Here is a 23,946-nt window from a genome sequence, read left to right on the forward strand (position 1 = left end):
CCGGCGGCTGATGCGGGGCTTATTCGCCGGGTCTGAGGACATATCCCGCCCCGCGCAACGTGTGGATCATCGGTGCCCGGCCGGCGTCGATCTTCTTTCGCAGGTAGGAGATGTACAGCTCCACCACGTTCGCCTGGCCGCCGAAGTCGTAGTTCCATACCCGGTCCAGGATCTGTGCCTTGCTGAGCACCCGCCGCGGGTTGCGCATCAAAAAGCGCAGCAGCTCGAACTCGGTGGCCGTCAAAGTGATCAGCTCGCCGTCTCGCCGGACCTCGTGGCTGTCCTCGTCCAGGGTCAGGCCGCCGATGACGAGCTGGGAGCCGGGGCTCAGCTCCGAGCGGGCGGTGCGGCGCATCAGCCCGCGCAGCCGGGCCACGACCTCTTCGAGGCTGAACGGCTTGGTGACGTAGTCATCGCCGCCCGCCGTCAGGCCGGTGATCCGGTCTTCCAGGGAGTCTTTGGCGGTCAGGAACAGCACCGGCACATCCGAGGTCTCCGCGCGTAGCCGCCGCAGCACCTCCAGGCCGTCGATGTCGGGCAGCATCACGTCGAGCACGACGGCGTCGGGCCGGAAGTCGCGTGCGGTCCGGACGGCGCTCAGGCCGTCGCCGGCGCTGCGCACCTCCCAGCCCTCGTAGCGCAGCGCCATCGTCAGCAGCTCCGCCAGCGTGGGCTCGTCGTCGACCACCAGCACCCGTACGGGGCTGCCGTCCGGCCGGCGCATCGGCCCGCGGGTCTGCGCGTTCGCCATCGTCATCACCCGATCATCAGCGGCGAAGCTGTCGGCATCCTTTTCACATCCTGTGTATCACCTGTGCGAATGCGGGCGCACGATCGCATCGGGTGCCCGTGGCCTGCCGGCGCCACCGGCATGGCGCCGAGCCCCGACGCAGCAGGCCTCATCGCCGGCGGCCGGGCGTCACTCGCCTCTTGAGGGTTTGCGCAGCAACGGATGGGAGCGCATCGCCACCTCCAGTTCCCCGGGCAGCTCATCGCGGTAGCGGCCCAGCGTCGCCAGGTCGCTGTGACCCAGCACCCGCCGTACCGCGTCCATGTCGACCGCATCGGCCAGCAGATGCGTGGCGGTGGTGTGCCGCAGACCGTGCGGGGTCACCGAACGCCGCCGGTCGGGATCCACCCGCCGCTGCACCCGGTCGATCACCGCCTGCACGTCGCCCCGCGCCAGACGCCTGCCCCGCCACGACAGCAGCAACGCCTTGTCCTGCGTCGCCGGCCTGCCTCGCGCCAGATACGCCTCCAGCACCCGGGCCACGTCACCGGGCAGCGGCACGTCACGCGTCTTGCCGCCCTTGCCGAAGATCCGCCAGTAACGCACTCCGTCGTTGGTGTAGAAATCCTCCACGTTGGCCCGCACCAGCTCCGACACCCGCGGCCCCATCGTCGACAGCAGCAACACGATCAGCCCGTCCCGCAACTCCGTATGCTGATCACGACGCTGGGAGCGCCGCGCGGTCACCGCCGGACCGTCGTCGCCGCCCTCCGGGCCCCCCTCACGGCCACGGTCATCCGGGCCGCCGCCGTGGCCGCCGAGATCGACCGCCGCGCCGATCAGCCCCTGAGCCTGCTCACGGGTCAGCGCCCGCCGCTCCGGTCGCAGACCCCCGCGCTCCTTGGCCGTCACCGTCGTCAGCGCCATCGGATTGATCTGCACCCAGCCCGTCAGCGTCGCGTGCTTGAACAACGCCGAGATCGACCGCCGGAACCTCGACTGCGAGGAGGCCGACTGCAGGCCGCCGTCCGGTACGGCCCGCCGCCCGTCAGGTTTGCGCGCGAACGCCAGCAAGATGGCGTCCACATCCTCACCCGTCAGATCGTCCAGGACCGTCTCCTCACCCGCGAGGGCCACGAAGGTGGCCACGTCGCGCGCGTAGACCTCCGCCGTCGCCATGGACAGGGCGCCCGTCAGCGTCTTGGCCCGGACCAGCTCCACATAACGATCGGCCGACTCCTGCACGGTGAGACGATTCAGATCCGCTGGCCGCATGATCTCAGGAACACCCTTCCTCGAACGCGCCGGCCCCACCGGCCGGCGCCACGACAATCCCGCCACCCGCCGCAGGCGGCGGCGAACCCGGCGGCCGCACCGTGAGCGCGCCGCCCACCGCACCACCGCCCACCGCGTCACCGCGGCCGGACATCTCGCCGCCGATCATCCGGGCAGCCGCAGCGTGCTCGGGCTCACCCCGCGCACCCGCTTGAACGCCGCACTGAAACCGAACGCGTCGGCGTAACCCACCTGGCGGGCCGCCGCCGCCACCGTCGTCTCCCGCCGCGCCAGCAGATCCGCCGCCAGCGCCATCCGCCACTCGGTCACATACGCCAGCGGAGGCTGTCTCACCAGCGCGGTGAACCTGCGGGCGAAGGCCGCCCGCGACATCCCCACCGCATCGGCCAGCGCCGCCACCGTCCACCCCGCCGCCGGAGCGTCATGAATCATCCGCAGCGCCCGGCCGATCCGCGGATCGCTCAGCGCCGCATACCAGCTGGGCGCATCGGCCTCCTCCCGGGCGAACCACGCCCGCAGCGCCACCACCAGCAGCACGTCCAGCAGCCGGTCCAGCACCACCTGCCGTCCCGGCGCCGAACCGCTCACCTCCGCCCAGACCAGCTGCAGCGGCGGCCCCAGCAGCACGTCACCGCCCGGCACCACCAGCACCTGCGGCAGTACGTCCAGCAGCCGCTGCGACAGCTCGCCGCCCAGCTGGTAGGCGCCGGTCACCAGCAGGCACCCGCCGCCGGCTCCGATGCCCTGGTCCGGCTCACCCACCTCGCCCGCGCGGTCCTCGCCGTGGACGATTCGCTGCGGGGGAGTGCCGGGTGAGTCGGAGATCACGAACGTCCTGTCGCCGCGCACCAGTGCCACATCGCCCGGTCGCAGCAGCCGCGCCTCGCCCCCGGCGGGCACCACCCACGCCTCACCGTGAACCATCGTCGCCAGCGACAGCGGAGCCCGGGCCGCGAACCGCCGCGACCACGGGGGAGAGGCCGGCGACCGGCCGAACACCTCGCCGCGCGCCCGCACCTCGTTCAGGAGATCGCCGATCACATCCACCCTCTCAAGGTAGACGATCACGCATGCCCGCACGCGTAGCACCTATAGGAGAGTCTCGTTCGCGTCCGATCACGCCCGCAGATCCGGTGAAAACGGCGTTCACGCCGCATGACGACCCGCGCCCGCCTCCGCCGCCCGCGAACACCCGCGAAGCCGGATCGTCCCCGCGCGGGGTCGTACGGTGCGACCCGCCACGGACGGAACGCCTTATTGATTCACAATCCGGACATTATGGCTTCCGGTGCCGTTCAGCCCCCGAAAGACCGGCCCCGCTAACGTTCCACCGACCTTGCCGCCAACCGGCACCGTCGGCCCCCAACAGGCAACAGATAGGGAACGTCAGTGGGATTGAACCGCAGGCAATTCATGATCGTCGGTGGGACCGTGATCGCGGCCTCCGGACTGACCACGGAACAGGCGTCGGCCTCCGCAACGGAGCAGACCCCCGCACCGGCGACCACATCCGGAAAGCACACCACACCCCAGGGCCAATGGCTGGCAGGGGAGACCCACGCACACGACGACCACTCCGCCGACGGCAGCCTCCCACGCCAGACCTCCAAGCAGACCCTCCCCGGAAACCTTCCCCTCTCCGACCAGATCGGCGAAGCCGAACGAATCGGACTGGACTTCCTGCCCCTGACCGACCACCGCACCTACGACCAGCACTGGGACCCCCAGTGGCAATCCTCGAAACTGCTGCTCATCCCCGGCGAGGAAGCCAACGGATCCCCCCACGCCATCGTGCTCGGCGCGATCGACACCATCGTCGACGGAGCCAACCCACCCGGCTCCCCGGCATTCCGGCACGTGCAACAGTCCATCTGGGACACCCACGCCCAAGACGCCGCCTGGTCGACGGCACACCCCGACGACGGTGAATACACCCCCGCCACCGGACCCACCGACAACGCCAGCGCCCAGGGAATGAACACCGTCGAGGTATGGAACGTCGCCTCAAACCCCGACGCGCAAATCGACTACACCGAGAACCGATGGAACAACGGCTTCCGATTCGGCGCCGTCGGAGCCAGCGACTGCCACTTCCGCGAACTGTGGGGCACCGCCAGCCCCGGCCAGCCCACCACCTGGGTATTCGCCTCCCAGCGCTCCGTACGCGGAATCCTCGACGCGATCCGCGCCGGACGCACCTCCGTCTCAGCCACCCCCCAGGGACCGTTCGTCACGATCGAGGCCGACGTCGACGGTGACGGCGCATTCGAGGCCATCGGCGGCGACGAAATGATCGTCCGCGACCGCAAACTGCCGAAAAAAGCCCGCCTCCGCGTACGAATCCGCCGCGGCGCCGGCACCAGAGTCCTCATCTACGCCTCACCCGGACGCTCGGCAGGCCCCCTCGCGACCTTCACCCCCGACACCGCCGACCAGACCTACCTCATCCCCTTCACCCTCGGCGCCGCCCACAACTGGTACCGAGCCGAAGTCCGCGCACCCGGAGCACTGTCCGGACGCGACGCCGACCCGACCCTGCCCGACCAACTGCGCGCGGCCACCTCACCGATCTTCATCTCCCTGCGCACACCCGCGGAACCCACACCCGAGATCGCCCTCCCACCCGCCGACACCCGCAACGACCACGCCACCCCGGCACTCGGCGAGACCGGGCAGTTCACCGGCTTCGCCGACGTCGCAGGACAGGGCGACACCGCCCACGTCGTCGCCGAAACACACCGCGACCACAAAACCTCGATCCTCTACCGCCGCATGGACCCCCACGGCCACACCACCCACACGGTGGAACTGTCAGCGGGCTCATCTACCGCCTGCTCCCCACGCATCGCCGTATCCGGCGACGACGTCTGGGTCGTATGGCAGGACTCCCAAGGCCGCGAACAACCCCACCAGCCAGAGATCTTCCTGCGCCACAGCCGCAACGCAGGACGCACGTTCGAACCCGCCACCCGCCTGACCAACGGCAGAGGCCGCGCGATCCACCCCGCCCTGTCGGTGCTCGCCGGAAAATACCCCGTCGTCGCATGGGCCGACAACAGCACCGGCGCCTTCGACGTCTACGCGCAAGTGATCGGACTCGACAAAACCCCCGTCAACCTGTCGGCACCCGGCAAGACCACCGACCCCGGCACTCCCGCCACCGACGCCAGATCCCCGAAATACCCGGCCTCGCTGTTCCCCGCCATCGCCGTCACAGCCGACCGCAGCATCATGGTGACCTGGCAGGACAACCGATTCGACCCCGACCCGCTCTGGACCGGACACACCCCGGCACCCGGCCAGACACCCACCGGCACCGACCCGGACAACTGGCAGATCCTGGCAAGCACCCGCGCCGCAGACAGCCACAGCTGGACCCAACCCGTACAGGTCAGCGCCGCCACCGACGCCGCCGACCGCCACCCGAGCGTCGCCACCGACCGCGACGGCACATTCGTGGTCATGTGGGAGACCAAGGCACTGAAGAGCTCCGGCGCCAACCTGTCACTGCGCGCCAGCCGATCGGCCGACGGCGGCAGGACCTGGTCGGCACCCGAACCCGTCGGCCTGAACCCCGACGCCATGAGCCAGCGGCCACGCCTGAGCCAGGACCCCGACAACTCCGTACGCGCGGTCTGGTACGACACCCGCTCGGCCGACTGGCGATGGAAGGTGTTCACCTCCCGCCTCGACCGCCGCTCGGGATGGACCCCACCCGCGCAGCTCACCACCCTCGGCAACGGCACGTTCCCCTCCATCGGCCACGGCTTCGTGGTCTTCACCAGCGACCGGGCAGCCACCCGGACCCAGCGCGACGGAACACAACAGATCTACCTGATCCCCACCCCCAGATAACCGCCCAACAGCGGGGGCGGCACGACACCTCTCCGGCCGCCCCCGCCCCCGCCCCCCGCCCCACCACTCCGGCTCACGCCGACCGGCGTCGCCGAGCCCAGGGAAGTGGCACCGCAGACCCGCGACCACACCCGGTGAAACCGGGCCCTACTCACCGGCGGAGGGGGCCGTTAGCGCAGCCTGAAAGAGAGCCTGGTGCCGTGCGACATACTCGGCGTCAGCCCGGTAAAAAGCGTCATGCCCCTGCGCGATATGACCCGCGAACGCCTCGTTACCCGCATCGGCCTGATCATGCATATGACGGACCAGATGCCCCAGCCGGGCCCGCACGGTAGCGGCCAGCACACTCCGATCGAAGCCACCGAGCCGATAGGCATCGGCGAACAGACGCAACCGACGCGCCTGCTCCCCAACAGGAGGAGCTCCCTTCTCGCCCTGAGGATCACTCAGAGGCACGAACCGGTACGCCGCATAGGCGACATCCCAGATGCGCGGTCCAGGATGAACGGTGTCGAAATCGATGAACGCGACCGGACGCCCATCACGAAACACACAGTTATAAGGGGCGACATCCCCATGACAGATCACCTCAGCCGGACTCCGCGGGGAAAAATACCAGTCGGCATCCGACGGTGAGACAAAACCAACGGTCGCATCGTGGTAATCCCGCAACAGCACACCAACGGCGAGCAGAGCGCCATCCGACCGCGCATACTCCGGCAACGGATAGTTGGGAACCTGACCGGGCAGGAAATCCAAAACCTCCCGGCCCTCGGCATCCAACCCGTGACTCGCGGGAGCACCGGCGAAACCAACCGCCGCGAGATGCTCCAGCAGCGCATGAACGGCCGGCGTCCAACGCCCCACGGGCCGCCGCACCGTGACACCCACCCTGACGACATGATTGACACCACCACCGGTCAACACTTCTTCGTGGCCCCGGCCTCCTATCCCTGACCCACGGTGCAAAGTAGAGACCGAGGTCATGCGCTCGTCGTGCTCGCGGAGCATCCGCATGACGGTGGCGGGTGAGGGGTGCTGCCCCTTCTTTGCGCCGGTGGTGATGACGAGCCGCTTGGCGATGTCGCGCAGGCTCATCTCCTGGTCACGCAGGTGGAGGGCCATGGACAGCATGTCGGGGTCGGTGACGCCGGCGCCGCCGATGGTCTTGCCGCGCTTGCGGGCGGACTCGTGGCCTTCAAGAGTGCGGTCGCGGATATACTCGCGCTCCATGCCGGACATGGCCGCGAGCACGGTAAAGACGATGCCGGAGGGGTCGTGCGATCCCTTGAGTTCGCCGGTGAGGAACTCCAGGCCGACGTCGCTGGCCTTCAGCTCCTCGGCGAGCATGGCCAGCTCGATGCCGCGACCGAGCCGCTTGTGCTCGTGAACGACGAGGGTGACGGCGACACCGGAGGAACGGATCTCCCCGGCGAGTTTCACGGCGGCCTCCAGATCGGGGCGCCGCGCGGCCCGGGTAGAAATCTTCTCCGAGAAGACCCGGGTCACCCCGGCCTCGGCGAGGGAGTCGAGCTGTGCGTCCAGCGACTGCCCGGCAGCCGAGGCACGGGCGTAGCCGAGGCGGACGTGCCCGACTGGATCGGTGGCGCTCGCGGGCCGGGGCAGCTCGGCCCAGGCCGAGCCCGGCTTGCGTACGGCGGGGATCGGGACGCTGAGCGTCTTGGCGAGTTGGGGTACGAGGCGGAAACGGGCGGTGTGGTACTGGATGGCCACCTTGCCCTTGCCGGTGCGGCACGGGGAGCCCGCGGGAGCGGCGCAGGTGGACATCGGGCAGTCATGCGCTTCCACACGCTTGAAATCGTCGGCCACGCCTCGGACTGTTTCATGAGGGTGTTTCAGGCGTCCAGTCATTTGCAACAACTCATGAAACATGATCACCGCAGGTGGGCTGCCGGGCGGCGGGGCGTTTCACGAGCGACCACCTATGAAACATGCGCGGCCGGTGTTACTTCTACCTGCTGGCCCGCTCGGTGCGACTGAGCGTTCCTGTTGGCCACTGAGCGCCGTAGTTGCCGGTGTGAGCCCACCGGACGGCAGCCGGGGCCCCTACCCAGGTACGAATTTCACCCGCGCCTCCGGTCGTTGATGCCTGCGGCGGGTGCGAATCGCCTGAGGCGGGCCGAACCCTCGTCGGCGATACTGGGTCCATGGAGTATGTCGGCCGGGTGCCCGCCCCGCCGCTCGACCGGTTCATAGACGACATCTACTGCCTGACCGGGGTGCCTGGTCACCGTCGGATGGTTGTCCCGCCGATGCCGTCGGCGCACCTGGTCATCAACCTGGGCGAACCTGCCCGCCTGTGGGATTCCGACCCTTCGGTGCCTCCGGAAGTGGTGTCGGACGGGTGGTTCGTGGGTCTGTGGACCAGGCGTTTCCTTTATGAGTACCCCACGCGGGTAAGGCTCGTCGGGGTGCACTTCAAGCCTTGGGGGATGGCGGCGTTTGTCGACATGCCGGCGACCGATCTGCGGGACCGGTGGGTGCCCGTCGACGCCGTGTGGCAAGGGTCCGTGGACCGGATCCGCAACAGGGTCGGCGAGACCACGTCCGCCGCCGAGACGCTGCGGATCCTGGAGGAGGAGCTGCGCTCGCGCCTGGTCGAGGCGCCGTCGCGCGGGCTCGACCTGGTCCAGCACGTCGGCGGGTGGCTGGAGACCTCCCATGGTGCGATCCCTGTCGGTGCGCTGAGCGACGCCGCCGGAGTCAGCAGCACCACCCTGGCCACGCAGTTCAAGGCGCACGTCGGGGTCACTCCGAAGAAGGTGGCTCGGATATACCGCTTCGCGCAGCTGATCAGGTCCGTGGACGCCCTGCGCCCGGTCGACTGGTCGGAGCTCGCTCTCATGGCGGGCTACTTCGACCAGGCCCACTTCAGCAAGGAGTTCAAGGACTTCACCGGCCACACCCCGACGGAGTACCTGGCGCTGAGACGCCGGATGCCGGCCGAGCGGGAGTTCCCGCCGGACGACGGTCCGATGCCTGCTTCTTGATTTTCTACAAGCGCAGCCCTTCCCGAGGCCAGCACAATCGGAGGTGACCATTCCAGAAGACTTAAGGAGACCCCCATGGGAGTAGTGATCATGCACAACGTGGTGTCGGTGGACGGCTTCATCGCCGACAAGAACGACGGAGTCGGGCCGCTCCACGACTGGTACTTCAGTGGGGACACCCAGCTCACGAAAACCGGTGCAGGGGGCGGGGACTACGACCACTCCCAGGGTGGAGGCGGCTTCAAGCTCTCGCGTGTTTCGGCGGCGTACGTCCAGCCGGTGTGGGACTCGATCGGCGTGATCGTGATGGGCCGCCACCAGTTCGACCTGGTGAACGGCTGGGAGGGCCAGCCGCCCGCGGGCGACCACGTGGTCGTGGTATCCCACCGGCCCAAGCCCGAGGGCTGGCACCCCGGGGCTCCGTACCACTTCGTCGATGGCGTGAAGGCCGCGATCGAGAAGGCCCAGGAGCTCGCCGGCGACCGGGTCGTCGCCGTGAGCGCCGGCGAAGTAGGCGGCCAGATCCTCGCCGCCGGCCTCGTGGACGAGGTGGCGATGGACGTGGCGCCGGTGGTGTTCGGGTCGGGCAAGCGCTTTTTCGGTAGCTTCGACGGGCAGCAGCTGCTGGAGGATCCCCACATGGTCATCCAGGGCAACCGGGTGCTGCACCTGAGGTTCAAGGTGCGCCGCTAGTGAAGCCGCCCGCAATCTGGTGGGTCCGGATGCCGATGCCCGGCCCGCAGCGTGTGGCGTCACACCGGACGATCTCGTCGGCGCCGTCGTCGAGCACCGCGGCACGCACGAACTAGACAGGGTCGTCCTTGACGACGTGACATGGCATTTTCGGGCGGGTTTGTTCATGTGGTCGCCGTCCTAGCTGTCCGCGCAGCATGGACGGCGGCAATGAACCCTTCCCATGTGCTGGCGACCAATCGCACTTCAGGAGGGCATCATGACCGCTGCCTACACCTTCGATGTCTTTTCCAGCCTCGACGGCTACGGCTCCGCCGGCGGCAGCTGGACCGGCTACTGGGGCAAGCAAGGACCCGAGCTGCTCGACCACCGCCTCGCCCTGTACGGCGAGGAGCAGCAGATGGTCTTCGCGCGCCAACACGTATCGGGCGTTCGCGCGAATGCTGGCCGAGAGCACCGAGGAGTCCGACGTGCGTGACCCGTGGGTCACGCGGATGAGGAGTCCCACCGAACCCGTTCCCCCCAGGCGGTGACCCTCCGCCGACAAAAGCACCATGGCGGATCGTCACCCGGCGGCGGAAGCGGTTTCGGCAACCTGTTTGACGTGCTGATTCCGGACCCGGATCAACATGGGCATGTAGCGGCGAAGGGCCAGGACCTCAGCGGCGGTCCCAAAAGGGCCAAAAGGCGCGGCGAAATCGACAACATCGCTCATCACCGTGCCGCCGCGACCGTCGGACTGGAAATGATGAGCGTGGTGCCAGCGCTTGAAAGGGCCGGACACCTGCTCGTCGACAAAATACCTCGGCCGGTCGTGAGCACTGATCGTGGAAGTCATCCGCCAGCGAACACCGAAGTGCCGCGCCTGCCAGGTGACGCTCTCACCGAGCTCCAAGCCACCTGCGGTCACTCCACCAACCGCCTCTTCGGACGATCCTGCCATCGAGGCGGTATGGACACCCACGTCCAGCGAGATGTCGAAGACCAGATCCGGTGGCGCCATGACAAGCGTGACGATCTCGAAGCGCGGCATGCACAAAGCCTAGGGTCGCGGCGCGCCGGTGAAACGCTCGGATCGAATGTGGCCCATCGCCGGTGTTCTGCTCAGCAGAGGTCTCCAGCGCCCTCCGCGGCTCTGGCGGTCGCGGCGGCGTGCTCATCGGCGGTCATACCGCGGTCGGGGTAGTGCCGGTTGAGGTCATGCTGGTCATCAGCCCACAGCTGGTAGCCCCGCCGGACGGTGAGCTCATCGGAGTCGACAACACGGGCGATACCAGCCCAGGTGACCCCGGCCAGCAGCGCGTGGTGAACATTGGAGGGATGACGCACGGTGCGCGCGATGCACTCCGCCAGCGCCAGCAGTTCGATGTGCTCGCCCACGGTGAGCGCAGGCCGGTCATCGGCTCCATGCCGGGCAGGGTCATAGATCCCTCGGGCCACCAGCTCAATCCGGGCGCGAGCCGATGCGTCCTTGGCGGCCAACTCGTTGTAGCGCTCCAGCTGCCGGCCGACGGGCATGTCGTAGCGAGCATCGTGCCAGGGCGTGACGTGCTCAGGCATGGTCATGACGAGCTCTCCAGGGCGGTCGGGTATTGAACTTCGGCGAGCAGGCACAGCCGGCTCGCCGAGCCTTCGGCCTCCACGGGAAAGCGGGCGACGGCATTCGGCGCATCACCCGCTCAGACCATACCCGTGCTTCACCCGGCCGCGATCACAGAGCGGCCGAGGTCTTTTCCAGGATGACTGCAAGCTCCTTGTAATCGACTTCCTGCTCTTCCTTGATGTCGACGGTCTTGCGATCACCGTTGCCCATCGCCCGGATGAATCCGGCCACCACGGGAATGTCCGTCGCATTGAACACCATGAACGAGACCTTGTCCTTGGAGACCGCGACGACCGCCGCGTAGTGCCCGTTCTTGAGATAGTGCGGCTTGCCGTACTGAAGCCGTTCTTCGACGGTGGGAACGGTTTCCATGATCATCGCGCGTAGCTTCTCAAAAACGGCGATCTGCCAGGGCTGCTTGCCGTTTATATATTGCGTTACTTCGTCGTTCACGTCATCCCCATCCGTCCGTGGACTCCCAATATAAGGCTCCGCGGACCGGAGCCGCCCAGCCGACAGAAAGCCCGTGAAGTTCTTCTTAAACGACGGAAACAATCGAGCGGGTTCTCCTTACTCAAGGGACATGTCCCACAGCGAAGACAGGGGAGCGCGGGTCCGCTCACGCCTGTCGCCGGCGACGGTGATCTCAAACAAAGACTTGGGGACGGCAACGGTCGCTGCCGTCGAACGACCTGTTGCCTCACCATGAATGCGATCAAGAACGACCTTGATCGCAGACCCTATGAGGAAACCATGATCACAGGGTAGATCGGGTGAGACGCGAGACCCGACTCACACTCACGAGATGGCCTTCACCGAGCAGATCAAGTGAGATGCCGAGCAGGTGGCTTGAGACGGGACGACCGCAGGACAAACGACCTTTTGGCGGCTTTCGCATGGATAAATCTTTAACCAGACAGAATTACCCTTCTGTACTGTTAAGGATCTCTTTGCCGGAACATACCCTGTGGGGGCCGGCGGCTCCGTGGAGTCGCCGGAGCGTCGTCCGGCCACCGCCTCGAGACGGTTCCTTCCCGGAGGGCCGCCTCGGCAAGCCGTGCTTTTTGCCGGTGCGGGGGAACGCCTCCAGATCACCCAGATGGCGGATCTAGATCGTTTTCCGGACATCCCGGCAAGATTGCTCCGCAGCCGGCCGCCACGGCAATCGATCATGAATTTGGCCGATCCGGCGCCTGCCGGACCAGATGATCCGCGGCGTACGGAATCCGAAGCGTGCGGCAGGAGGGATCGGACGTGACGGGTAGGCGAAAACGGTGGGCGCCGAGCTGGATGAATGGTTCGGGGTGCCGCCTTCCTGACCTGGCCGTTTCGCGTGTTTCATGCATAATCACACTTATGCATCATTGGGGGATGTCCCCTTCCTGTCGGATTCCCCTGCTTGTCTGCCCTGTTGGATCTGGTTCGCGTCTCACGTAACCGACCCGATCCGCAGGCCCGTCTTCACCGGCACCGGCTCTCGCTCCTTTTCACCGTTTCGGCCGTGTCGGGAGGGCGATCGGTGCGAGCTTTGCGCGAACCGGACTATCTAGAACATTTCTCCGGGTTGGTTGATGGGATCGAGACGTGATGTGTGCGGCGACCGTACTTGGCGATCTCTGGTCGTGAGCTCCGGCTCACGAGTATGGTCGCCGATCTGAGTACGGTCGCGAGTCCGCGGTGCCACTCCCCTGGGCTCGGCGACACAGGCCGGCATGGGTTCGATGTGGCATGTGGTGAGGGCGACGGAGAGTTGTCTGTGCCGTCCCCGCTGTTGAACGGCTGTCTGGAGCTCCGATCCCGCTCCGCTCGCCGGTGGTCTCCGCCGCCGGCAGGGGCAGGGAGGTCATCGTGTCCGCCGCTCCCCTGTGCCGTTGGGTGAGCCACTCCCCTGGCGGTGATCTCCGCTGATGGGAGGATCGTTGCGAGGCACCGTTAGCCGGCATCAAGAACGAAGAACGGGAAGCGCAGGAAGGCCGAGTCGGCTTCTTCGAGGAGGTCGGGGAACAGTTCGTGGGTTCCTGGCGGCGGATGCGGTTCGCTGATGACGGGGCAGGACGTTTCCTGGAACCAATGGGCGTGTGGTGGCGTCCAACAAGATCACAGCACCGGAGGGGGCTCATGTGGTCGTCTGGTTGAACGGCACTGTTGGGGCAGGTGACCATGTCACGGTGGCTGGGTTTTTCGATGGGCGGCCGGAGCCGCGCGTGACGCAGGGTGTCCTCGCAGCCGTGAACGCGTTCCGGGCGTGGTGATTCGCAAGCGCGCCTCACGCTCCATGCAGCGAGTCGACGTGATGCGCCTTCCCGAGGACGTCGTGGCGCTCATCGACGCCCTCGAGCCCGGCGAGAATTTGATCGTCACGCGTGAGGGCGAGTCGATCGCGTCGATCTCCAGCACCATCGACGTGCTCCAAGGCGCCGTCGTCGATCGCGACACGCCGGAGGAGGCCAGTGACCAACCGCCGATCGATTACGACGGTGTGACCGTCGTCGCCACCGCGATGAAGCTGTCAAAGGCGGCCCGGATGTCGCTGTCCGCCCAGCTGGGGGCGGACTACATCGTGCTCGACATGCGCGCGGCTCCCGCGACGGCCGACGTGCTGCTGGCACCGGCAGGCAGTCCGCAGCTGATCGCCAGTCTCCGAGCGATGTTCCCGAAGGCTCGGGTCATCATCACCGAAATCGAGGATCACGAGCTCGGGGTCAGTTACCAGGGCCCGGTTCAACGTCTGCTCAATGCCGGCGCCGATGCCTACCTGCCCGCGACGAGCGTCCCTCGTCTGGCCAGGCAGCTCGACTACACGCTCACTCATGGGCTTCAGCTCACCGGCGGGATCGCCACGCCACGAGAGATCGCACCGGCCACGGAACCACCGGATCCCGAAGGTGACTGACCCCGTTGCACGCTCCTGACGCGAACCAAACTCGTTCGCCGGACGCCGGGTCTCTCGGCTACGGCGGACCTGCGTGCCTGTCGAGTGGGATGCGCCGGTGCTCGCCCGTCCGGCGTCGGGGCGTGGTCAGCCGGGTTGGCCGTCGGCTATGCGGGTGATCGTGGCGCGTTCGGGTGGGGTGAGGGGGACGTCGAGGGCGGCGCACATGCCGGTGAGCTGTTGGGGTGAGCGTGCGCCGATGACCAGGGCGGTGACGGCCGGGTCGGTCAGGGCCCATGCCAGTGCCATCGTCGGCAGTGACAGGTCGCGTTCGGCGGCGGCGTTTTCGAGGTTCTTCAGGATGGTGAAGGTCGCGTCGTTGGACAGGTGGCCGTACCAGTCGGGTCGCAGTGTCATTCGTGAGCCTTCGGGAAACGGCTGGTCGGCGCGGTATTTGCCGGTCAGCCAGCCGCCGGCGAGGGGGCTGTAGGGGGTGAGGCCGATGGTGTGCCGGGAGCAGGCGTCGAAGGCGTCGGTGGCGGCCGCGCGGTCGAGCAGGTTGTAGCCGCACTGCAGGTTCGCCGGGCCCGCCGCGCCGAGTCGGTCGGCGGTGGTGGCCGTCTGCTCGATGGTGTCGCCGGTGAAGTTGCTCAGGCCGTAGTGGAGGATTTTGCCTGCCTGGATGAGTTCGTCGAAGGCGCTTATGGTCTCCTCGATGGGGGTTGAGGGGTCGGGGGCGTGGGCGAGGTAGAGGTCGATGCGGTCGGTGCGTAGCCGTCGCAGGCTGGTGTCGATCTGTTCGTGGATGTGCCGGCGTGACAGTCCGGAGTCCTGCGGTTGTGGGCCGACGGGGTTTCGGACCTTGGTCGTCAGGATGGTGTTGTCGCGGACGCCGCGATCGGCCGCCCATTGTCCGAGCCATTCTTCGGAGCGGCCGCCTCCGTAGGAGTTCGCGGTGTCGAACATGGTGATTCCGAGGGTGAGGGCGTGGTCGAGGAGGGCGAAGGCTGTGTTTTTGTCGTCGCCGTGGCCGAATAGTTCGGGAGAGGATCCGATTCCGCCGAAGTTGCCGCAGCCGAGGATGAGGGCGGGGACGTTGAGGCTGCTGTCGCCGAGGCGTTCGTAGCGCATGGCGTCAATCTAACCGGGCGGCGGATCCGGGCGGTGCTTGCCGTACGGTTGCCGGGCTCGTCGGCTTCGGGGCGATTGTCCTCGCTGGGGACGCGCTTGTGTGCATCGGGTCGCGTGTCTTGGGGTCGGTTCGTCGCGCTGGTTCGCCGAGTTTGGGCGCGTGCCGGTATGCATAACGTAGGCTGATCGTATGACGAATCGCATCAGTGTGGCGATGCCCGAGGATCTTGAGGCTCAGGTCCGTGAGCTTGCCGGCGGCAACATGTCCGCCTACATTTTGGACGCCGTGCGGGCTCGGGTGGACAGGGATCGGAAGATCCGCGCTTATCACGCCAGTATCGGTGGTGCTCCTGAGCTTGGCGATACCGCCGAGGATCGGGCGGCGCTGGAGCGCATTCGCGGGTTCCTGCAGTTGCCCGAGTCGGCGTGAGCGTTCCGGATCCGGTGCTGGGCCGGGGTCTGGTGCTGGATGTCAGTACGGTGCGGTTGCATCTGTCGGGAGACGTCTACACGGCCGCGATGATCGGGGCGGCGCTGGAGTACGAGCGGCCGCTGGTCATTCCCGCGTTGGTGCTGGTCCAGGCCTACCGTGAGGCTGTGCCCGGTCCTGCCCGGATGCGTCTGGTCGGCCTGGTCTCCGTTGTCACCGAGCCGGATCTGTCGGATGAGGTCAGTCGCGCCACCGCGCGGGACATCGGCACGGTGTGTCAGTTGGCGGGGGTGGAGGATCTGTCGATCGGTCATGCCCTGTGGACTGCTCTCGAGCGGCGTAATCAGCCTGATCCGCTCTATGACTGGGCGATTGTGACGGAGTATCCGGAGGTGTATCGCAAGGTGGCTCCGACGGTGCCGACGGGTTGGCGCTGACGCCGCGGTGTGGGCGGGGTGTGGGTGAGGTTGTCGCGACCTTCGCGCGCGGAGGTCGACGCGGCCGTCAGGGGTGCGGTTTGTTCTTCGGTTCCGGTGTCCGTACCTGACGGATCGGCGGGCGTTGAGCAACTACGGTGAGGCGGGACGGTTTCGTTTGTCCTGCTGCGTTCGCCGGGGTTTCGCCGGGAGCAGGTTGACTCGGATGGGGCGGCCCTCATGGGTGGTCATGACCCGCTGGTGCTGATGTGCCTGCCGGAGGCGATTGAGGAGTTTCTCTCCTGTCTGCGGGCCAGGAAGCTCTCCCCGCACACCGTCTCGGGGTATGAGAGCGATCTGCGGATCGTCGGGGAGATCGCCGCGGGCCTGGCCGGGGTGGCGGTCGACGGCCTCGAGGTCCGTCATCTCAACGGGCGTCTCATCAGGGGCGCGTTCGCGGTCTTCTCCGATCCGAGGTCGGCCGCGAGCATCAACCGAGCGTGGTCGGCGTGGAACCGGTTGCTCACCTTCTGCGTGTCGGAGGGCATGCTGGAGGGCAATCCCATGGCGGCGGTGCCTCGTCCCAAGCAGCCGGTCAAGGCGCCCAAGCCTCTTCTGGGTGACGGGACGGCGTCGGCGGAGCTGCTGGAGCGGATCGCGGCGGGGGCTCGCAAGGCTCGTGATCCGTGGGTCGAGCGCGATCTGGTGGTGCTGGGGCTGGCGTTGGTGACGGGGATGCGCTCGGCGGAGCTGCTGGGGGTGACGCTGGGCTCGATCGGGGGTTCGGCCGGTGACCGGCGTATCCAGGTCGTCGGTAAGGGCGGCAAGACCCGTTCGCTGCCGATCGAGCCGCCGATCGAGTTTCTCATCGAGCGTTATCTGGACAGTCGTCTGCGCCGGTTCGGCCTCACCGCGCTCCCCCGCTCTGCCGCGCTGCTGGTCGACACCGCGAACGAGCCTCTGCAGCGGGGTGGTCTGCAGTATTTGGTGCGCCAGTGTTACCGGTATGCGGGTATTCACGACCGCGTGCAGAAAGGCACCCTGGTGCACGCGTTGCGCCATGAGTTCGCCACCCGGCTGGCCGAGCGGGGGGCCTCGGCGCACGAGTTGATGGAGTTGCTCGGGCACTCCTCCATTGTCACCGGGCAGGCCTATGTCGCCTCGACGGCGCGTGAGGTGCGTCGGGCGGCGCAGGGCAACCCGGCGTACGGGGTGCTGGATCGGCTGGGCGCGGGTGGCGGGGACGGGTGAGGTTTCCCGGGGGTCAGCGGGGCGGGCGGGCGCTGGTGCTTTCGCGGACGACGAGTTCGGGTTCGATCAGGTGGTGGGCCGGGCTGGTGCGGCCGTCGATCCGGTCGAGCAGCAGTTGGAAGGACAGGCGGCCGACCTCGGTGAAGTTCTGCCTGACGGTGCTCAGCGGTGGCCACAGGTAGGGGGCTTCGGGGACGTCGTCGAAGCCGACGACGCTGACGTCCTGGGGCACCCGGCGGCCGGCTTCGCGCAGGGCTCGCAGTACTCCGGTGGCCATGTGGTCGTTGGCCGCGAAGATCGCGGTGACTTCGGGGTCGCGGGCCAGGAGTTTGCCGTGTTCGAATCCGGAGCGGGCGCTCCAGTCGCCGAGCAGGGGTTCGGGGATCTGGCGGCCCTCGGATTGCAGGACCGATCGCCAGCCTTCGATGCGGGCGCGGGCGTCGATCCAGTCCTGCGGTCCCGAGACGTGCCAGACGGTGTCGTGGCCGAGGCTGAGCAGGTGTCTGGTCGCTCGTACGGCTCCGGTGGCCTGGTCGACGGAGGCGACGGGGACGGGGAGGTTGTCGCGGGCGCCGACCACGACGACGGGCAGGTCGGGTGGCAGGTGGCGCAGGCCGTCGGCGGCCGATTCGTGGGGGGCGACGATGATGACGCCGTCGACGGACTGGAAGCGCAGGCGGTTCACGGCTTCGCCGATGGAGCGGCGGTTGAGGGCGCCGACGCTGACGATCGTGATGAGGTAGTCGTCGGCCCGGGCGGCCTGTTCGATGCCGTGGAGGGTCGAGGCGGGGCCGTACAGGGTGGTGTCGAAGCTGACGACGCCGAGTGCTCCGGAGCGGCCGGTCACCAGGGAGCGGGCGGCGAAGTTGGGGCGGTAGCCGAGGGCGCGCACGGCGTCCAGGACGCGGGCGCGGGTGTCGGGGCGTACTTTGTCGGGGGTGTTGAGGACGCGGGAGACGGTCATCGCCGAGACGCCTGCTCGTTCGGCGACGTCCTCCATGACGGCGGCTTTGGGTCGGTTGGTGGGGTCCGGTCCGGGTGCGTGCTGGGTCAACCTGTCCGCCTCGTTGAAGTTATCCTTAGGATATCCGAGTGTTTGCGCTAACAGATTTCATGTCAAGTGACACGGGGGCGAGGCTCCCCTGGAACGCCGTTATCTGGGAAAACGGATACAGATTCGGCTGACCTCTTGACGCCGATCGGGTGATAGCGCTAACAAGCATCGGATCGGCCGCTCCCGCCTCACGGGGCCGTAACCCCAGCTCCGCCGGTGCCGGCCCCCGGATCCCCCGCTGACTCCCCCGTCGGCTCCGAGCCGGGGCGCGTCGTCCCGCCCGCCGCACCCCGCCGGGCGTCTCCTCCGACGAACGCCGACGCCCCCGCGTCGACGAGACCGGGACACGGGGGTCGCGGGAGGGAGGAGGCGGCGGGAGGGGCCGCCCTTTCAGCTCGGCTCGCGCAGCCGCAGCAGGGTGTAGGCGGCGATCGAGCTGCTGTCGGTGATGGAGCCCCGCAGGATCATCTGCTCGAACTCGGCCTGGGAGACCCAGCCCTGGCGCATGTCCTGCTCGGTGTGCTCACGGTCGGGGGCGCCGGGGGTCAGGTCGGTGGCCACAAAGACGTCGAAGCGCTGGTCACTGGTGCCGTGGGAGTTGTCCAGGCGGCCGAGATGGGTCATCGACGCCGCCCGCAGACCGGTCTCCTCGGCGAGCTCGGTGTGGGCGGTGGCCTGCGGGGAGGGGCTGTCGGCGACGCTGCCCTGGGGGAAGCTCCAGGTGCGGCGGCCGATCGGGTAGCGGTACTCCTCCACCAGGTGGAAGCCGCCGTTCTCCATGGGGATGACCACGGCGAAGCTGCCTTGCTGGATGACCCCGTAGATGCCGTGCGAGCCGTCGGGGCGCTGGATGCGGTCCTCTCGCACCGTCATCCAGGCGTTCGTGTAGACCACCGTCGAGTCGAGGGTACGGATCGTCGGTGGCTGTGCGTCGGTCATGGCGTAGGAGCTTACCGGCGAGCTCACGGCCGGGCGGGCCGATCCGGGGAGCTCACGCCGCGGCCGCCGGGGGGCGCGTTCGCGGAGAGCGGCGCCGTAAGCGCTCTGCTTTGGGGAAGGGTTCCGGAGACGCGCGGCTCTCCCGGGCCGGTCCGGCGCGGAGCGACCTCGCGTGGACCCGTCCCGGGGAAGGGCCGCGGAAATAACCCTTTGCGGAACTGTCGGAGGGCTCTGTTACCGTCCTGGGCGTGCCTGAACAACCTCTTATCCATGCCCGTGCTCTGGTCAAACGGTTCGGTGACTTCACCGCCGTTGACGGGATCGACCTGGACGTGGCGCCGGGTGAGGCGTTCGGATTCCTGGGGCCCAACGGAGCCGGGAAGTCCTCCACGATGCGCATGATCAGTTGCGTGTCGATGCCGACCTCCGGGGAGCTGCGCATCCTGGGCATGGACCCGGTGCGCGAGGGCCCGAAGATCCGCGCCCGGCTGGGGGTCTGCCCGCAGCTGGACAACCTGGACCCGGACCTGAGCGTGCGGGAGAACCTCACGACGTATGCCCGCTACTTCGGCCTGTCGAAGGCGGAGTCGCGGCGCCGGGCCGATGAGCTGCTGGAGTTCGCGCAATTGCAGGACAAGGCCGGCAGTCAGGTGGAGCCGTTGTCGGGGGGCATGAAGCGGCGGCTGACGATCGCGCGCTCCCTGGTCAACGAGCCGGACCTCGTGCTGCTGGACGAGCCGACGACGGGGCTGGACCCGCAGGCACGGCATCTGCTGTGGGAGCGGCTGTTCCGGCTCAAGCAGCGGGGCACGACGCTGGTGCTGACCACGCATTACATGGACGAGGCCGAGCAGTTGTGCGATCGGCTGGTGGTGATGGACGGCGGGCGGATCGTGGCGGAGGGCTCTCCCCGGTCGTTGATCCAGACCTATTCCACGCCCGAGGTGGTGGAGTTGCGCTTCGCCGACGGGGTCGACTACGCCGGGAAGCTGGAGGGCATCGGGCGTGTCGATCCGCTGCCGGACCGGATCCTGCTGTACGCCGACGACGGGGACGCCGCGGTGTCGGAGGTGCACCGGCGGGGGCTGACGCCCTCCAGCGTGCTGGTGCGCCGCTCCTCGCTGGAGGATGTCTTCCTGCAGCTGACCGGCCGGACGTTGGTGGACTGATGGTTCATCCGACGGTGGCGGTGCTCGAGCGTAACCTCGCCCTGTATCGGCGGCTGTGGCTGGCCTCGGCGTTCTCCTCCTTCGTCCTGCCGGTGTTGTTCCTGGTCAGCATCGGGATCGGGGTGGGGGGATACGTCGGGACGATCGGCGGCGTCGACTACCTGGCGTGGATCGTGCCCGGGGTGATGGCCTCGACGGCGTTTCAGATGGCGATCGGCGAGTCGACCTATTCGGTGCTGGGCGACTTCAGGTGGGTGCGGGCCTATCACGCGATGCGCGCGACGCCCGTCGAGGTCCGCGACATGGTGGCGGGCTGGTTGCTGTACATCCTGATCCGGGTGGAGATCGCGGCGATCGTGTTCCTGGGGATCACGGCGCTGTTCGGCGCGTTGCACTCCCCCTGGGCGGTGCTGACCCCGGTGATCGCGGCTTTGGTGGCCATGTCGGCCGCGGCCCCGGTGATGGCGTTCGCGGCCAGCATCGAGCACGACAGTTACTTCGCGCTGCTGTTTCGGTTCGTGATGATCCCCTCGACGCTGTTCGCCGGGGTGTTCTTCCCGGTGGACCAGCTGCCGCAGCTGGTGCGCCCGCTGGCATATCTCTCCCCGCTGTGGCACGGGGTGGAGCTGAGCCGGGCCGCGACGCTGGGGGTGGCCGCTCCGTGGCCGATCTGGGCACACGCGGGATATTTGCTGCTGTGCTGTGCGGCCGGACTCACCTGGGCGATCGCCGCCTTCCGCAAGCGACTTCAGGACTGATTCATGATTTCCACGATGGTGGCCGCCCGGGTCTCTCCCTCCCGGGTGGGCGCGGTGATGAACCGCAATGTGGGGGCGCTGCGCTCAGGCCCCTCCTACTGGCTGGTTCTGCTGTCGGGCTTTTTTGAGCCGGTGCTGTATCTGTTGTCGATCGGCATCGGGGTGGGGGCGCTGGTCGGTGACCTGACGCTGCCGAGTGGCCGCGTGGTGGAGTACGCCGTGTTCGTCGCCCCGGCGATGCTCGCGGTCTCGGCGATGTCGGGGGCGCTGTCGGAGACGACGTTCAACTTCTTTTTCAAGATGAAGTACTCCAAGACCTTTGACGCGATCCTGGCGACGCCGGTCAAGCCGTTCGAGATCGCGCTGGGTGAGCTGGCCTGGGCGATGGTGCGCAGTTCGGTGTACACCATCGCGTTCCTGATGGTGATGGTCGCCCTGGGGCTGACGAGCCCGGGTTGGGCGCTGGCGGCGTTGCCCGCGACGTTGCTGGTGGGGCTGGCGTTCGGCGGCGTCGGGATGGCGATCAGCACGCTCATGCGGGGCTGGCAGGACTTCGACATGCTGACCACGGGCCAGTTCGCGCTGTTTCTGTTCTCCGGGACGTTCTCCCCGGTGCAGGACTACCCGGTGGCGATGGAGATCGTGGTGTGGCTCACCCCGCTGTATCACGCGGTGGAGCTGGTGCGGGGGCTGGCGATCGGTGAGCTGAGCTGGGGGTTGCTGGGGAACGCGGCGTATCTGCTGGTCATGATGGCTCTGGGGCTGACGTTCGCGGCTCGGCGGATCCAGAGGACGCTCTGCGTGTAGGCGGCCACGCACCGCCGGTGGTCCCCTACCGGCGGTGCGTGGCGACAGGTGGGCCCGTTGTCCGTGAGGTGAGCTGCCGCCAACCCGGCTCACGGGCATGGCCAGGGCCCATCTTTGAGGAAGGCCTGCGCCGGGTTGCTCCGTGTCGGGCCGACCTCTGTGGACCATCCTGTCGGGTGTCGTCCGTGCCGTCATTGACGGTCAGCGCCCGGTCGTTGACCGTTCGCGCACACCCGAGAGCATGTTCCGATCATGGTGTTCACGCCGGTAGGCGGCGGGCGGCATTTCGTAGGCGGTGCGAAAGATCCGGTTGAAGTGCGAATCGTCGGTGAAGCCCCACCGGGCGGCGATGGCGTTCACCGGGTGGCCGTCCATCGCGGGATCGGCCAGGTCACGGCGGCAGCGTTCGAGCCGGCGGTGTCTGATCCATCCCGCCACGGTGAGTTCCTGCCGCTGGAAGAGCCTGTGCAGATAGCGGGTGGAGATGTGGTGTGCGGCGGCGATCGATGAGGGGGTGAGGTCGGCCTCCGCGAGTCGTTGCTCGATGAAGCTCTGAATCTGCACGAACAGCGCCGCCGCCCGATCGCCCGCGGGCAGCCACGACTCCCCCTCGGACTCATGGGCGATCCAGGCCGCGACGAGGTCGAGGACGATCGTCGACATGCGGGCGATGTCCTGGGGAGAAAGCTCTTCGGGCCGGGTCATCAGCTGGCGGAGCACCGCGGCGAGAACGCCACCGATGCCGCCTTGCCCGGACGTCCGTCGCAGGAGGAGCCGCTCGACCATGGCGGCGGGCAGCGGGAGCAGGTCTCGGGGGAACTGCAGGATCAGCCCGTCGGTGAGGCCGGGTGCGGTGTCCTGCGCCGGCCGGTCGCCGGCTTCCATCCGGACGTGGAAGGCGCGGGAGGTGTCGTACAGCACGAGGTCGGTGGGTTCCAGGCAGGCCTGGCGGTCTGCCTGGCTGATGTGGGACCTGCCCCGCAGGATCATGGACAGGTGGTAGAGGCCGGGGTCGGATCGGCGGATGAGCGCCGGGCTGCGGCGGGCCTGGAACGGCACGCACCGCCCTCTCGTCAGCTGTGAGGCGCCCAGATCGAGTGAACGCATCTCCGCGCGGAAGTTCGCTGCCTGGTCACTGGATCTGTGCACCGGCACGATGGATTCGGCTACCGCCCCCCACCAGAAGTCGGAGCGATCGGGGGCGGCCACATGGTCGGTACTGATCAGACTGAGCAATTCCATCCCCTCGGTTGCTCACCTCACCGGTCAGGCAGCCGTCGGCGAGCGGCGGCGTCTTTTCCCGTCGTAGCTGACCTGGTGCTTCTTCTCTGGGAGGCGGTGCGGTTCACAGTGCCGCAGCCGTATTCCCGTTGTGGACTTCTCCGTCCTCGTGCGGGTCTTTTTTCCCGTATGCGCCGGTGAGCGGGGCCGGCTGTTCTCCGGTGTCTTGCGGTGATTCGAATAACGAGATTCAGGCGACCGTATCCCGGCGGATGCTCTCAAGTGATTGATGCTCGCTTGGTATCGGCTTGCTGGAGAGCAGGCCGTTCGCCGTCGGGGCGTTGTTCTAAATGTGGAGGTTCAGGGGGTCGTGAAGGGGGTCACGGAGATCACCGCGGTGAGGGGAAGCGGCCCGTAGATGTGCGGGAAGGCCTCGGGTGAGTCGTCCGGGGTCTCCAGGCGTACGTCCAGTCCGGCGGGGTCGATGGTGAGAAGGACGAGCGGGTCGGTGACCTGCGCGTAGAAGCGCCGGGCGACCCCGTGGAGCTGAGTCTGGTCGGCGCAGGCGTGGATGAAGCCTTCTTGTTCGAGGGTGCGGCCGAGGGTGGAGACGCGGTACTCCCCCGCTTGGCGGGCGGCGTCCCAGTCGGCGGCCAGGGCCAGGTGAAGGATGTTCATCGTGGGTGCGGAGCACGTTCCCGCGAGCTGAA

23 protein-coding genes are annotated in these 23,946 nt (G+C 67.8%); 11 read left to right on the plus strand and 12 right to left on the minus strand.

Annotated features, from left to right (window positions below; genetic code table 11):
- Positions 1-19: 19 nt before the first annotated feature.
- The 3 genes from CHC08_RS35375 to CHC08_RS35385 all read right to left on the minus strand — a co-directional run bounded on the left by CHC08_RS35375 (position 20) and on the right by CHC08_RS35385 (position 3,073).
- Positions 20-757, minus strand: a complete 738-nt coding sequence (locus tag CHC08_RS35375; RefSeq protein WP_089209253.1) for a response regulator transcription factor — start codon at positions 755-757, stop codon at positions 20-22.
- A gap of 162 nt (positions 758-919) precedes the next feature.
- Positions 920-2,005 carry a tyrosine-type recombinase/integrase gene (locus CHC08_RS35380; RefSeq protein WP_089211741.1) on the minus strand — a complete coding sequence of 362 codons (1,086 nt, stop codon included), beginning with the start codon at positions 2,003-2,005 and terminating at the stop codon, positions 920-922.
- 165 nt (positions 2,006-2,170) lie between these two features.
- Positions 2,171-3,073, minus strand: coding sequence for an AraC family transcriptional regulator (locus CHC08_RS35385; protein ID WP_089211795.1), 903 nt, complete (start codon positions 3,071-3,073; stop codon positions 2,171-2,173).
- 366 nt (positions 3,074-3,439) lie between these two features.
- Between CHC08_RS35385 and CHC08_RS35390 the strand changes: the two genes are divergently transcribed.
- The gene (locus tag CHC08_RS35390; protein WP_089211742.1) at positions 3,440-5,881 is read left to right on the plus strand and encodes a CehA/McbA family metallohydrolase; all 2,442 of its coding nucleotides are present in this window, start codon (positions 3,440-3,442) and stop codon (positions 5,879-5,881) included.
- Between the two features lie 147 nt (positions 5,882-6,028).
- On the opposite strand, the gene CHC08_RS51905 is transcribed toward CHC08_RS35390, so the two are convergent.
- Positions 6,029-7,711: a recombinase family protein gene (locus CHC08_RS51905; RefSeq protein ID WP_245878760.1), complete on the minus strand. Its 1,683-nt coding sequence runs from the start codon at positions 7,709-7,711 to the stop codon at positions 6,029-6,031.
- A 338-nt stretch (positions 7,712-8,049) separates the two neighbouring features.
- Between CHC08_RS51905 and CHC08_RS35400 the strand changes: the two genes are divergently transcribed.
- From CHC08_RS35400 to CHC08_RS35410, 3 genes are all read left to right on the plus strand, one after another.
- Positions 8,050-8,892, plus strand: a complete 843-nt coding sequence (locus tag CHC08_RS35400; protein ID WP_089211743.1) for a helix-turn-helix domain-containing protein — start codon at positions 8,050-8,052, stop codon at positions 8,890-8,892.
- A 75-nt stretch (positions 8,893-8,967) separates the two neighbouring features.
- Positions 8,968-9,585, plus strand: coding sequence for a dihydrofolate reductase family protein (locus CHC08_RS35405; protein ID WP_089211744.1), 618 nt, complete (start codon positions 8,968-8,970; stop codon positions 9,583-9,585).
- Positions 9,586-9,844: 259 nt separating this feature from the next.
- Entirely contained in the window at positions 9,845-10,063 is a 219-nt protein-coding gene (locus CHC08_RS35410; protein WP_245878761.1) for a hypothetical protein, read from the plus strand.
- An 87-nt stretch (positions 10,064-10,150) separates the two neighbouring features.
- Here the strand turns inward: CHC08_RS35410 and CHC08_RS35415 are convergent, their stop codons facing one another.
- From CHC08_RS35415 to CHC08_RS35425, 3 genes are all read right to left on the minus strand, one after another.
- Complete coding sequence (locus CHC08_RS35415; RefSeq protein ID WP_089211745.1) at positions 10,151-10,618, minus strand: SRPBCC family protein; 468 nt, start codon at positions 10,616-10,618, stop codon at positions 10,151-10,153.
- A 71-nt stretch (positions 10,619-10,689) separates the two neighbouring features.
- On the minus strand, positions 10,690-11,151 hold the full coding sequence (locus tag CHC08_RS35420) for a hypothetical protein (protein WP_089211746.1): 462 nt from the start codon (positions 11,149-11,151) through the stop codon (positions 10,690-10,692).
- A 145-nt stretch (positions 11,152-11,296) separates the two neighbouring features.
- Entirely contained in the window at positions 11,297-11,641 is a 345-nt protein-coding gene (locus CHC08_RS35425; RefSeq protein ID WP_089211747.1) for a DUF1801 domain-containing protein, read from the minus strand.
- Between the two features lie 1,792 nt (positions 11,642-13,433).
- Here CHC08_RS35425 and CHC08_RS35430 point away from each other — a divergent pair.
- The gene (locus CHC08_RS35430) at positions 13,434-14,081 is read left to right on the plus strand and encodes a hypothetical protein (RefSeq protein ID WP_245878762.1); all 648 of its coding nucleotides are present in this window, start codon (positions 13,434-13,436) and stop codon (positions 14,079-14,081) included.
- A gap of 126 nt (positions 14,082-14,207) precedes the next feature.
- On the opposite strand, the gene CHC08_RS35435 is transcribed toward CHC08_RS35430, so the two are convergent.
- Positions 14,208-15,191 carry an aldo/keto reductase gene (locus CHC08_RS35435; RefSeq protein ID WP_089211748.1) on the minus strand — a complete coding sequence of 328 codons (984 nt, stop codon included), beginning with the start codon at positions 15,189-15,191 and terminating at the stop codon, positions 14,208-14,210.
- 190 nt (positions 15,192-15,381) lie between these two features.
- Between CHC08_RS35435 and CHC08_RS35440 the strand changes: the two genes are divergently transcribed.
- From CHC08_RS35440 to CHC08_RS35450, 3 genes are all read left to right on the plus strand, one after another.
- Positions 15,382-15,621, plus strand: a complete 240-nt coding sequence (locus tag CHC08_RS35440; protein WP_089211749.1) for a hypothetical protein — start codon at positions 15,382-15,384, stop codon at positions 15,619-15,621.
- On the plus strand, positions 15,618-16,058 hold the full coding sequence (locus CHC08_RS35445) for a hypothetical protein (protein WP_089211750.1): 441 nt from the start codon (positions 15,618-15,620) through the stop codon (positions 16,056-16,058). The genes CHC08_RS35440 and CHC08_RS35445 overlap by 4 nt, the downstream gene beginning before the upstream one ends.
- Before the next feature lie 219 nt (positions 16,059-16,277).
- Complete coding sequence (locus CHC08_RS35450; RefSeq protein WP_089211751.1) at positions 16,278-17,288, plus strand: tyrosine-type recombinase/integrase; 1,011 nt, start codon at positions 16,278-16,280, stop codon at positions 17,286-17,288.
- 13 nt (positions 17,289-17,301) lie between these two features.
- On the opposite strand, the gene CHC08_RS35455 is transcribed toward CHC08_RS35450, so the two are convergent.
- Both CHC08_RS35455 and CHC08_RS35460 read right to left on the minus strand, forming a co-directional pair.
- The gene (locus CHC08_RS35455) at positions 17,302-18,342 is read right to left on the minus strand and encodes a LacI family DNA-binding transcriptional regulator (protein WP_245878763.1); all 1,041 of its coding nucleotides are present in this window, start codon (positions 18,340-18,342) and stop codon (positions 17,302-17,304) included.
- Positions 18,343-18,732: 390 nt separating this feature from the next.
- Entirely contained in the window at positions 18,733-19,281 is a 549-nt protein-coding gene (locus tag CHC08_RS35460; RefSeq protein ID WP_089211752.1) for an NUDIX domain-containing protein, read from the minus strand.
- 248 nt (positions 19,282-19,529) lie between these two features.
- Here CHC08_RS35460 and CHC08_RS35465 point away from each other — a divergent pair, with 248 nt between their 5' ends.
- The 3 genes from CHC08_RS35465 to CHC08_RS35475 are packed head-to-tail and all read left to right on the plus strand — an operon-like array spanning position 19,530 to position 22,015.
- Positions 19,530-20,450, plus strand: coding sequence for an ABC transporter ATP-binding protein (locus CHC08_RS35465; RefSeq protein ID WP_089211753.1), 921 nt, complete (start codon positions 19,530-19,532; stop codon positions 20,448-20,450).
- Positions 20,450-21,208 carry an ABC transporter permease gene (locus CHC08_RS35470; protein WP_089211754.1) on the plus strand — a complete coding sequence of 253 codons (759 nt, stop codon included), beginning with the start codon at positions 20,450-20,452 and terminating at the stop codon, positions 21,206-21,208. The genes CHC08_RS35465 and CHC08_RS35470 overlap by 1 nt, the downstream gene beginning before the upstream one ends.
- 3 nt (positions 21,209-21,211) lie before the next feature.
- A complete protein-coding gene (locus CHC08_RS35475; protein ID WP_089211755.1) occupies positions 21,212-22,015 on the plus strand; it encodes an ABC transporter permease in 804 nt (267 codons plus the stop codon).
- A gap of 201 nt (positions 22,016-22,216) precedes the next feature.
- Here CHC08_RS35475 and CHC08_RS35480 read toward each other — a convergent pair whose 3' ends face one another.
- Together CHC08_RS35480 and CHC08_RS35485 are read right to left on the minus strand one after the other, a co-directional pair.
- A complete protein-coding gene (locus tag CHC08_RS35480) occupies positions 22,217-23,257 on the minus strand; it encodes a helix-turn-helix domain-containing protein (RefSeq protein WP_089211756.1) in 1,041 nt (346 codons plus the stop codon).
- Positions 23,258-23,596: 339 nt separating this feature from the next.
- A complete protein-coding gene (locus CHC08_RS35485; RefSeq protein WP_089211757.1) occupies positions 23,597-23,914 on the minus strand; it encodes a DUF952 domain-containing protein in 318 nt (105 codons plus the stop codon).
- Between the last annotated feature and the right edge of the window lie 32 nt (positions 23,915-23,946).

Source organism: Streptosporangium subroseum (assembly GCF_900188345.1).
GTDB lineage: Bacteria > Actinomycetota > Actinomycetes > Streptosporangiales > Streptosporangiaceae > Streptosporangium > Streptosporangium subroseum.